This window comes from Burkholderia sp. Ac-20379 (genome assembly GCF_017104645.1).
GTDB lineage: Bacteria > Pseudomonadota > Gammaproteobacteria > Burkholderiales > Burkholderiaceae > Burkholderia.
The window spans coordinates 34,058-44,438 of record NZ_JAAGPF010000022.1 but is presented as its reverse complement, the minus strand read 5'-3'; the positions used below and the strand labels follow the sequence as shown (position 1 = coordinate 44,438).

The window sequence follows — 10,381 nt, the reverse complement described above, 5'->3', positions numbered from 1 at the left end:
GGCGATCGCCGCCGCGCCGCCGCTCGTGATCGCCGACGAACCCACCACCGCGCTCGACGTGACCGTGCAGGCGCAGGTGCTGGCCGTGCTCGCGGAACGGCTGCGCGCCGGCATCGGCTTGCTGCTGATCAGCCACGATCTGGCCGTGGTGGAGGGGATTGCCGACCGCGTGCTCGTCATGCATCGCGGCGAGGTGGTCGACAGCGGCCCGACGCGCAGCGTGCTGGCGTGGCCCGCGCATCGCTACACGCGGCAGTTGCTGGCCGCGCAGCCGGACGGCCGTTCGCGCGGGCATCGGCTCGCCACCGCGCGGCTGGCCGACTCGGTCGAATCGGCCGATTCGGTTGAGTCGGGCGACGATCAGGGGGCCGCCGAAGACGCGCGCGGCGCATTGCAGATCGTGCGGGAGCCGTTGCCCGAGCGGCGTTCGCCCGGCCCGGACGGCGACGTGGTGCTGCGCGTGAACGGCATCGGCAAGGCTTATCCGCAACGCGGCGGCGCGCCGTTCGTCGCGCTCGACGATGTGTCGTTCTCGGTGCGGCGCGGCGAGGTGCTCGGCATCGTCGGCGAATCGGGCTCGGGCAAGAGCACCACCGCGAACATCGTGCTCGGTCTGCTCGAACCGAGCGCCGGCGATGTCGAATTCCTCGGCCGGCGCTGGAACGGCGCGGGCGCCCGCGAGCGCGACCGGCGCGACGCGCGGCCCCGGCTGCGCTATATCCCGCAGGATCCGCTCGGCTCGTTCGATCCGCGTCACACCGTGCGCGAGCTGCTCGACGACGGCCTGTACGCCGCGCGGCTGCCGAAGGCCGAGCACGCGGCGCGCGCGGTCGCGCTGCTGGAGCGCGTGGGACTCGACGGCAGCTATCTCGAGCGGCGGCCCGCATCGCTGTCGGGCGGGCAGCGGCAGCGCATCGCGATCGCGCGCGCGGTGGCGGCCGAACCGGCGCTGATCGTGTGCGACGAGCCGGTGTCCGCGCTCGACGTCTACGTGCAGGCGCAAGTGCTCGATCTGCTCGGCGAATTGCAGGCGTCGCTCGGCGTGTCGCTGATCTTCATCTCGCACGATCTCGACGTGATCCGCCATGTCAGCGATCGCGTGCTCGTGATGAAGGATGGGAAGGTGGTCGAGGCGGGCGAGGCCCAGGCCGTGCTCGACGCGCCCCGCGCCGATTACACGCGGCAGTTGCTGGCCGCGTCGCCGGGGCGGCGGCGCAGGCAGGGCGCGGATCGGGAGGCGTTGGCGGCGGCTTGAGTGCGCCGCCTGCTGTTTGATTGCTGTTTGAGTTCGTCGGCCGCCGCCGCGCGCGGCGGCCGCGGATCAGAGCTCGCGCGTGCGCAGGATGGTCACGGCCTGGCCGTGCAGCGTGCCGTCCGCATCGATCAACTGCCACAGCGTGGCTTCCTCGATCATGAAGCGCTGGCCCGATTTCGTGATCCGCACGCCCCGGTAACCGGCTTCGTAGCCGAGCCGTTGCACGCGTTCGAGAAAGCGCTGCCGCTCCTCGCGGTTCGGCGCCTCGGCCGACAGCCGCGACGGCAGCCGGGTGATTTCATCCCAGTCGTAGCCGAAGCGCTGCTGCGCGGCCTTGTTGCCGTAGATGAACACGGGATCGGCGGCGGTGTTGTGCGCGAGCACGGCGAACGGCGCGTGTTCGTAGAGCCATGCGGCGGCCTCGGCAGGCGAGAGGCTGTCGCCGTGCGGCACGAGCGGTTTGCCGAGCAGGCGGGCGTGGCTGTCGGCGAGGAGGCGGTAGAACTCGGGGGCGCTGTGGAGCGGGAGCATGGGCGTGACGGCGGACTCGGGCCTTGGAGCATACCCGAAGCGCATGGGCGGCGCGGCTCGGCGATGTCGCGGCGAGTGCGTGTTCCGGCGAGATCAAGGCGATCTGTAATAAATAAAATGCTTTGGATATATTTCAGTCGGTAATCTGTAATTGATTTAATCGCGTGCCATTTTAGATTCCCAGTTACTTCGAATAGCGATATTCTCTTCGCCGTCTGACCCGAGCGCTTTATCAAAATATCGGGTCATCGAGAGAAAAATCGGGGTGTGGGCTTCATGGGCATGGAAAGACCAGGCGCGAAACCTGACGAACAGGCCGTCACGCAATCTCAACGCAGTGTCGTCGTGCCGAAGTCCATTGCCGCCACCGCGGTTGCCGCCGCGCTGATCGCGGGCGCCGTGTTCTATACGTCGGGCAGCACGCTGCTTGCGGCACATGCGGGCGACAGCGTCAGCACGGCAGACCGTCAGGCCCGCATCGAAGCATTCGAATCGCGCGGGGCGCTGCCGCTGGCTGGCGTGACGCCCGACGACATTCCGGCCGCCATCGATTCGATGCATCTGGCCGCCAACGATCGCGACGCCCTGTTCGCACGCCTTCATGTCGCGCCGCCTGCCGCCGCGCCCCATGCGGCGGCACCCGCGCAGAACGCCGGCCGGCCGAACGCCGCCGCAGTGCCTGCTCCCGCTCCTGTTCCTGCTCCGGTGGCGCGTCCCGCACCGGCCGCCGCGCGGCAGTCGCATCCGCAACTGGTGTGGATCCGCCTTTGGGACACCGATGTCGAGGACGGCGACGCGGTGCGCATCGAAAGCGGGGGCTATGCGCGGACGGTGTCGTTGACCAAGCAGGGCATCACCTTCGCCGTGCCGGTGCCGGCCGACGGCCAGCTCCGCATGACCGGCGTGCGCGACGGCGACGGCGGCGGGATCACGGTGGGCCTCGCATCGGGCGCGACGCAAGCCGTGCTGCCGGTCATGAGCGAAGGCCAGGTATTGAATCTCAACGTCAGGACACCGTAATGCGCTGGCTTAATACCATGGCGGCCCGTTATGCGCCGCTTGCCGTCGTCCTGCTTGTCGCGATTTCGCTGATTCAGTTTCTTTTATTGCACAGCCCGAATGGCGGCGGCCTGAGCCGTTTTGAAAACAAGGCGGCCGATATTCTGCATGCGCAGGCATGGTGGGTATTCGCACTCGCCGTGCTGTTCTGGTTGGTTGTGTTCGCGGGATGGTTTCACGACCGGTCTCGACGCGGGAATTCCCATCGAAAGGTAAACGGGTGGCTCATGGATGCGCTTGATCGGTTGACGAATCGCCGGGTATTGGAAGACAAACTGGCCCAGGAGCCCGAACCGCAAGTGATCGATGCGGAGCGGCTCGCCCTGTCGCTCAAGAGCCGGGTGATCGGACAGGACGCCGTGTGCGACGACATCGCCGCGCAGATTCGCCGCCGTCTTGCACTGCGGCAGCGCAACAAGCCGATCGGCGTGTTCATGCTCGCGGGCCCGCCCGGCACCGGCAAAACCTATCTGGCCAAGTGTCTGGCCGAAGACCTGGGGCGCCGCCTGCTGCATTTCGACATGACGCAGTTCTCGGGCGGCGCGCATGCGGCCACGCAACTGTTCGGGGCGGCCAAGGGGTATGTCGGCTCGAACACGTACGGCAAGCTGACCGCCGCGCTGCGCGACACGCCCGATGCCGTCGTGCTGCTCGACGAGATCGAGAAGGCGCATCCCGAGGTTCACAAGAATTTCCTGACCGCCTGGAACGACGGCTTCGTGACCGAGGCGTCCGACGGCCGGCAGATTTCCACCACGCGCGCGATTTTCGTCCTGACCACCAATGCGGCGACCGACGATCTGCAGGCCTTGAGCACCAGTCTGGCCGACGATCCCGACGGCTTGCGCCGCGCCTCGACGAACGCGCTGCGCGAGGCGGGCTTCGCGCCGGAAGTCCTGAACCGGATCGACCGGATCTTCGTGTTTCGCGCGCTGTCCGGTCTCGATATCGCACGGGTGGCGGCACTCGAAATCGAGGCGATGATCAAGGGATACGGGCTCGACGTCGCGGAGCAGGGCATCGATCCCGAGATCCTGGTGGACATGATGCGACGCCAGCAACGCCTGGGGCTCGGCGCCTCGTCGCGGGATTTGCTGCGGGCCGTCGAGGAATCGCTGGCGGATACGCTGATCGACGCGAAACAGCAGGGCCATACGAAAGTGGCGCTTGAATTGTCGGCGGGAACCGTGGTTGCGAGGCCGGAGCGATGAACACGCCATGGCAGGACGCGCCGGCTGGCGATGCATCGCTTTGGTCTCGCGCGCCTCTGTGGCGGCTGAGCGTGTGCGCGGCGGCGTTGCTGACGCTGGGTGTGGTCGGGTTTCCGCCGCATTGGCGCACGACGCCGGTTACGGCCGCGCCGCCTTTGCCCGAAGCGATCAGCTATCGTGCGCCATCGTCCAATCCCGATCCTCAAGCCGCGCCGGTTGCGCCCGCCGTGGCTCAGGTCGCCGCGCCCGCGGCCAGCGCCGTGAAGCCAGCGGCGTCGCAGGCCACGCTGGCCAGCGTGGCGGGAAAACCGCGTGCGGATGGCCGGAAGACGAAATCGGCCGATCCCGATGCTTCGGGCGCCTCCGCATCGCACGGCGCGATACAGACGGCAGGCGGCGCTGCCAACGCACTGACACCGGCACCGGCGCCGGTTGCCGCACAGATCGCCATGGCGGGCGGGACGCAGGATCCGTCCGGCCTCAATCCCGCGTTCGTCGGGCGAACCTATCGTCAATCGATCCGCATCGACGGATACGACCTGCCGTTGCCGGCGGGCGAATGGGCCGTGCTGGCGCGCGGCGGCGTGCATTCGAAAGGCTATGTCGGTTCCGCGTATTTCATGGGGCGCATCGAGCACAAGCGGCTGGTGGGCGCCATCCGGATTGCCGCGGTGCACGCCGACCCGACGCAGAGTGCGCCAGCCATCCGCTCGCTGAACGGCTGCATGGAGGGCAATCCGAACACGAACTACGTGTTCGTCGATTCGTCCGATGCGCCGGGCCTGGGATGCTGGTTGATCAATAATTACTACACGCCGCCCTGGAACGCATGGGCGGACCGGGCCATGAGGATCGACGGACTCGACCGCCGTGCCGCCGGCGATCTCGCGGCAAAGGGCGTGGATTACCCGCAGGATCTGATGTTCGTGCGCTTCAGCCGGCTGGAAAGCTGGGGCTTGCTGGAAGTGTCGTACATGTTTTCGCCGGAACTGGACGGCATCAAATCGGGTTCGGTGTTGTCGGCAGGGGAATCGGACTGGCACGCGACGCACATCGGACGTTTTCCCGAGAAGCTCGCCTATGTCGACAAGCTTCGCGCGTGGGGGCAGGGCTTCTGGCCCAAATTCAAGCAAGCGTTCGATTCCGGCAAACCGGCCACGCCGGCTGCGTCGGCCGCATCGGCTGCAGCGTCTTGAGGCGGCGGGCGCGAAATGCGCCCGGGCTTGCCGGTGCAATCGGGCGAAATGCGGGGTTGGTCAATTCGATCGATGGATCTCGGAAATCCCAGACATCCCAGACGACGGGCACGGCCACCAGCGGCGGCAGCGTCGATGCGGTGGTGTCGAACGCGCTCGGCACGCAGGTCGGCCAGACCGCCGGGCAGATCGGCGTCAGGCTGGCCGCGCAACTGAGCGCGGCAGCGCGTACGTCACGCTCAGCTATCTGACCAACCTCGGCGGCGAACACCCGCGCACCGTCACGGGCAACGCCGGGGTGCGCTGGGGGTGGTGAACGGTGACAGCCTGAGCCGCCGTCAATGACGCAGCCGCCCGAAGCGGTGATAGCGATCCATCAACGGCGTGGCCGACACGCCATGCACGATCACCGACAGCGCGATCACGCCGAGCACCGCGGGCGCGAGCGGCCGGGCCACGTTCGGCGCGTGTTCGATCGCGAACAGCAAGTAGTAGAACGAGCCGATCCCGCGAATCCCGAACCAGCCGATCAGGCGGCGCTGCGTGGCGCTCGCGGGCGAGCCGGCCAGCGACAGCATCGCGGCCAGCGGCCGGATCGCCAGCATCAGCGCCGCGGCGAGCGCGGCCATCGGCCACGAGAATTGCGTCGCCACCAGCGCGGGGAGCAGGCTGCCGATCATCGTCATGATCACCACTTCCGCAATCCGCTCGAGTTCGATCGTGAAGCCGAGCACCGATTCGGCCATGTAGGCGTGGGCGCGCTGCGGATCGCGTTCGGTCGCGCCGATGTCGTTCGAATCGATCGTGCCGATCACCTCGGTCGGCGCGCTCGGGCCGCTCGCGCGATGCTCTGCGCGCCGCATCGCCACGCCGGCCGCGAACGCGGACAGGAAGCCGAACGTGTCGGCCAGTTGCGCGAGGCCGAACGCGATCACGATCAGGCCGAGCGCGAAGAAGCCTTCCAGCCCGAGCGCCTGCGCGTGCTGCGTGCGCAGCCGCGTGATGCCGTGGGTGGTGATCCAGCCCAGGCCCGCGCCGATCGCGAGCGCGCCGGCGATGCCCCATGTGATGTGCAGCAGGAACGGCAGCGAGGCGGGCGCGGCGCCGTGCGTCACGTCGAGCTGGCCGCACAGCGCGAGGCCGGCCAGCACGAGCGGCAGCGAGATGCCGTCGTTCAGGCCGCCCTCGCCGGACAGCGCGAAGCGCACCAGATCGACGTCGCCGGGGTTGCGCACCTGCACGTCGTGGGCGAGCACCGGATCGGTCGGCGCGAGCATCGCCGCCAGCAGCAGCGCCGGCCCCCAGTCCAGGCCGAGCAGCCCGGCCGCCGCCGCGGCCAGCAGCGGCACCGTGACGATCATCGCGATGAAGCCGAGCCGCACCGGCAGCAGCCAGCGCCGGTCGAGCGCGGCCACGCGCAGGCGCAGCCCGATCGCGAACAGCGACACCAGCAGCGCGACTTCGGCGATCCGCCGCAGCAGCGTCGCGTCGCGTTCGAGATCGAGATGCATCATGCCGAGCCCGGCCGGCCCGAGCGCCGCGCCGACGGCCAGATAGATCATCGCCGTGCTGCACGGCAAACGATGGAGCGCGGAACTCGTCGCGCCCACCACGATCAGCACGCCGCCGACCATCAGATACCACAGGGTTTCGTGAAGCATCGGGATTCCTCCGTCGCGGATGGCGCGGAAGGTTGCGCGCGCCACCATTTCGGAGGGCGAGCAAGGATCGCGCCGCGCGCCGGCCATGACGCGGAACGCGCCTTGCGTGCTCCGGCGGTTCCTCAACCCGCAACCGGTGATTCCAAGGAGCCGACCATGCAACTCGTGAAACCGACCCTCTTGCAACTTCTCCGCGCCGCCGCCGGCGCATCGCTGGCCGCCGTGCTGGCCGCGTCTCCGGGCGCGCATGCGCAGACTGCCGTGCAATCCGCGCCGGCCGGCAGCATGCAGGCCTCCACCAACACGCCGCAGGGCGCGCGGGGCGAGACGCCGCATTACCCGGCCTCGGGCGTGGCCGGCCAGGGCGCGACGCCGATACAGGGCGCCAGCCCCGGCGGCAACGGCATGAAGCCGCACACGCGCAAGCCGAAGGGGGCGCGCGGCGAAAACCCGCATTACCCGGCGCCGGGCATGCCGGGCCAGGGCGGCAGCGCCGCGCAGGGGCAGTGACGAAGCGGGCCGGCCAGGCAGAATCTACAAAGCCTGTGGCAAAAACGGGCTGACGCGCGCGGCCGCCTCGCCCGGTATGGCGGGCGGCACGCGCATTGCGTACCCGTCGGGCAACCCGCGCCCGATGCCGATGGCCGGGCCGGCCCGATCCCGACAGGAGAAACGATGAACACGATGCCCATTGCGGCGAACCGCCGGTTCGCGATGTCCGCCTCTCATATTCCGCCGATGCCCGATCCCGATCCGGCCGATCCGCCGGGCCAGGACGATGTGCCCGGCGTGCCGCCGGAGCCGGTGCGCGATCCGGAGCGCGTGCCGCCGTTGCCGGTCAGTGCGCGAGGGGAGCGGGCGCGGTTCGACGAGCCGAGCCCGAACGACGAGCGCGGTTGAGTGGCCCATGCGGGCCGGTTGTTTCCCTCACGTGCTCGCCCGCGCGCAAATCTCGAACCCCAGATCCACCACCCGCTCGGCATGGCCGCCGCGCTCCAGCTTGTCGAGCAGCGCCTGCGCGGCGGTCGCGCCGATCATCGCCGGATCGATGCGCACCGTCGAGAGGCTCGGCTCGATGTCGGCGGCGGACGTCATGTCGCCGAAGCCCATCACCGCCAGTTGGCCCGGCACCGCGCAGCCGCGATGGATCGCCTCGACGATCGCGCCGTGCGCGGTCGAATCCGATGAGCAGACCACCGCGTCGGGCTGGAAATCCGTCTCCAGCAACTCGCTGAGCCCGGCGCGGCCCGAGCGCAGCGTGGTGGGCGGCAGCACGTGGATGGTGTGGTGGCGCGCGTCGGGATGTGCGCGCAGTTCGGCGATCAGGCCTTTCTCGCGCAATTGCGCGCGTTCCTCGGTGGTGGTCAGCAGCCCGAAACGGCGATAGCCCTTCGACAGCAGGAAGCGCGCGGTGGCGCGGCCGATTTCCTCGTGCGAGAAGCCGATCAGCATGTCGATCGGCGAGCGCGTCAGATCCCAGGTTTCCACCACCGGAATGCCCGAGCCGAGCAGCCAGCTGCGGCTCTGCGCGGTGTGCGTGACGCCGGTCAGGAATACCGCGTCGGGGCGGCGGCGCAGGATGGTCTGGAGCAATTGCTCCTCGCGGTGGATGTCGTAGTTCGTCACGCCGAGGATCACCTCGTAGCCGTGCTCGCGCAGCCGCGCCTCGAAGCTCTCGATCATGCGCGCGAACATCAGCGTGCTGATGCTCGGCACCAGCGCCGCCACCAGGTGGCTGCGCCGCGTGACGAGGCTGCCGGCCGCCAGGTTCGGCAGGTAGCCGAGCCGGTGCACGGCCTCCATCACGCGCTCGCGCGTGTGCTCCGACACGATGTTCGGCTGGTTCAGCGCGCGCGAGACGGTGATCGGCGAGACGCCGCTCAGGCGCGCGACATCGGCCAGCGTCACGCCGCCGGCCGCGGCATCCGCCGGCCCGGCGGCGTCCGCGTTTGTCTCGTGCGGCTTCGATGTCGGCCTTCCCATGTTCCGTGTCCTTGTTGTCGCCATGCCTGTCGGGACGAGCATTGTGCCTTTTCGCCCCGGGTTGCGGCGGCGGGGCGCGCCAGGCACATTGCCGATCCACGAATGATAGGGCTGTCATTGATGGATGTGAAGCGCTGTTTCGAGTTCATCTACATGTTTAAAAGACAAAAATACGCGTTTACGCGGATAGGTAAACGTTTCTTCGACTCAATATGATAGCGCTGTCATTTCGCAATCGCGACCATCCTTTCCTTATCGAGGTCATGCATGTCATATCAGGCCGACCCCATCCGGCACGTCGAACTGTCGCTCGTTCAGGTGCCGTTGCAGCACCCCGTCAGCGACGCCAAGGTCCTGACCGGCCGCCAGCCGCCGCTCTCGCACGTCGCGCTGCTGACGGCCGGCATCGAGACGGCGCAGGGCGAGCGCGGTTTCGGCTTCAGCTACACGCTGCGCGCCGGCAGCGCGGCGATCTTCGCGCACGCGCAGGAGTTGGCGCCGTTCCTGATCGGCGAGGATCCGAACGACATCGGCCGCTTGTGGGAGAAGCTCGCGTGGCAGGGCGCCTCGATCGGGCGCGGCGGCCTGGCCGTGCAGGCGATCGCCGCGTTCGATACCGCGCTGTGGGATCTGAAGGCGAAGCGGGCAGGGCTGCCGATCGGCAGGCTGCTCGGCGCGTATCGCACCGAGATCCCGTGCTACAACACCTCGGGCGGGTATCTGAACGCGACGCTCGACGACGTGCTGCGCAACGTCGATCGCTCGCTCGAGCGCGGCCTCGGCGGCATCAAGCTGAAGGTCGGCCAGCCCGATTTGCGCAAGGACATCGAGCGCGTGCGCGCGGTGCGCCGCCATGTGGGCGACGCGGTGCCGATCATGGCCGATGCGAACCAGCAGTGGGATTACACGACGGCGCTGCGCGCCGGCCTCGCGCTCGACGAATTCGATCTGGTGTGGCTGGAGGAGCCGCTGAGCGCCTACGACTACGTCGGCCACGCGCGGCTCGCGGACAAGCTGCGCACGCCGATCGCCACCGGCGAGATGCTGAGCAGCGTGGCCGAGGTGCAGCAACTGATCGCGCATCGCTCGGCGGCGTTCCTGCAGCCCGACGTGCCGCGCGTGGGCGGCTTCACGCCGTTCCTGAAGATCATGGCGGCGGCCGAGCAGCAGCGCCTGAAGCTCGCGCCGCATTTCGTGATGGAGCAGCACGCGCACGTGGCCGCGGCGTTTTCGGGCGAAACCTGGGTCGAGCATATCGAGTGGCTTGAGCCCGCGTTCAACGAACGCCTCGCGATCCAGGATGGCCGGATGCAGCTGCCCGACCGGCCGGGCTTCGGCTTCAGCCTGTCCGAGCAGGCGCTGCACTGGCGCGCCGCGCACGCGCGGATCTGATCGCTTCGCTGCGCGCCTTGCGATGACGGGCGCGGCGCGAGCGTTGGGTGTTGAACGCCGAGCGTCGAACGTTGCCGGCGGGCGATGCGGTTG

11 protein-coding genes are annotated in these 10,381 nt (G+C 68.8%); 8 read left to right on the top strand and 3 right to left on the bottom strand.

The window, feature by feature from the left end:
* Nucleotides 1-1,255 (top strand): ATP-binding cassette domain-containing protein (locus G3N92_RS05220; RefSeq protein WP_206126387.1); only part of this gene is annotated, 1,255 nt, incomplete at its 5' end.
* 66 nt (nucleotides 1,256-1,321) lie between these two features.
* Here the strand turns inward: G3N92_RS05220 and G3N92_RS05215 are convergent.
* Nucleotides 1,322-1,786: an MEKHLA domain-containing protein gene (locus tag G3N92_RS05215; RefSeq protein ID WP_206126386.1), complete on the bottom strand. Its 465-nt coding sequence runs from the start codon at nucleotides 1,784-1,786 to the stop codon at nucleotides 1,322-1,324.
* Between the two features lie 267 nt (nucleotides 1,787-2,053).
* Between G3N92_RS05215 and G3N92_RS05210 the strand changes: the two genes are divergently transcribed.
* Genes G3N92_RS05210 through G3N92_RS34870 form a run of 4 tightly spaced genes read left to right on the top strand, consistent with a single transcriptional unit; the run spans nucleotide 2,054 to nucleotide 5,503 of the window.
* Complete coding sequence (locus G3N92_RS05210; protein ID WP_206126385.1) at nucleotides 2,054-2,806, top strand: hypothetical protein; 753 nt, start codon at nucleotides 2,054-2,056, stop codon at nucleotides 2,804-2,806.
* Nucleotides 2,806-4,056, top strand: coding sequence for an AAA family ATPase (locus G3N92_RS05205; protein ID WP_206126384.1), 1,251 nt, complete (start codon nucleotides 2,806-2,808; stop codon nucleotides 4,054-4,056). The genes G3N92_RS05210 and G3N92_RS05205 overlap by 1 nt, the downstream gene beginning before the upstream one ends.
* Nucleotides 4,053-5,252, top strand: coding sequence for a hypothetical protein (locus G3N92_RS05200; protein ID WP_206126383.1), 1,200 nt, complete (start codon nucleotides 4,053-4,055; stop codon nucleotides 5,250-5,252). The genes G3N92_RS05205 and G3N92_RS05200 overlap by 4 nt, the downstream gene beginning before the upstream one ends.
* A gap of 56 nt (nucleotides 5,253-5,308) precedes the next feature.
* Nucleotides 5,309-5,503: a hypothetical protein gene (locus G3N92_RS34870; RefSeq protein WP_241014597.1), complete on the top strand. Its 195-nt coding sequence runs from the start codon at nucleotides 5,309-5,311 to the stop codon at nucleotides 5,501-5,503.
* Nucleotides 5,504-5,590: 87 nt separating this feature from the next.
* On the opposite strand, the gene G3N92_RS05190 is transcribed toward G3N92_RS34870, so the two are convergent.
* Nucleotides 5,591-6,913, bottom strand: a complete 1,323-nt coding sequence (locus G3N92_RS05190) for a cation:proton antiporter (protein WP_206126382.1) — start codon at nucleotides 6,911-6,913, stop codon at nucleotides 5,591-5,593.
* Between the two features lie 156 nt (nucleotides 6,914-7,069).
* Here G3N92_RS05190 and G3N92_RS05185 point away from each other — a divergent pair, with 156 nt between their 5' ends.
* Both G3N92_RS05185 and G3N92_RS05180 read left to right on the top strand, forming a co-directional pair.
* On the top strand, nucleotides 7,070-7,423 hold the full coding sequence (locus G3N92_RS05185; protein WP_206126381.1) for a hypothetical protein: 354 nt from the start codon (nucleotides 7,070-7,072) through the stop codon (nucleotides 7,421-7,423).
* Between the two features lie 165 nt (nucleotides 7,424-7,588).
* Nucleotides 7,589-7,813 (top strand): hypothetical protein, encoded by a 225-nt coding sequence (locus tag G3N92_RS05180; RefSeq protein WP_206126380.1) that lies wholly within the window; start codon nucleotides 7,589-7,591, stop codon nucleotides 7,811-7,813.
* 27 nt (nucleotides 7,814-7,840) lie between these two features.
* Here the strand turns inward: G3N92_RS05180 and G3N92_RS05175 are convergent, their stop codons facing one another.
* Entirely contained in the window at nucleotides 7,841-8,896 is a 1,056-nt protein-coding gene (locus tag G3N92_RS05175) for a LacI family DNA-binding transcriptional regulator (protein WP_206126379.1), read from the bottom strand.
* Between the two features lie 267 nt (nucleotides 8,897-9,163).
* Here G3N92_RS05175 and G3N92_RS05170 point away from each other — a divergent pair, with 267 nt between their 5' ends.
* Nucleotides 9,164-10,288, top strand: coding sequence for a mandelate racemase/muconate lactonizing enzyme family protein (locus tag G3N92_RS05170; RefSeq protein ID WP_206126378.1), 1,125 nt, complete (start codon nucleotides 9,164-9,166; stop codon nucleotides 10,286-10,288).
* Nucleotides 10,289-10,381: the final 93 nt, after the last annotated feature.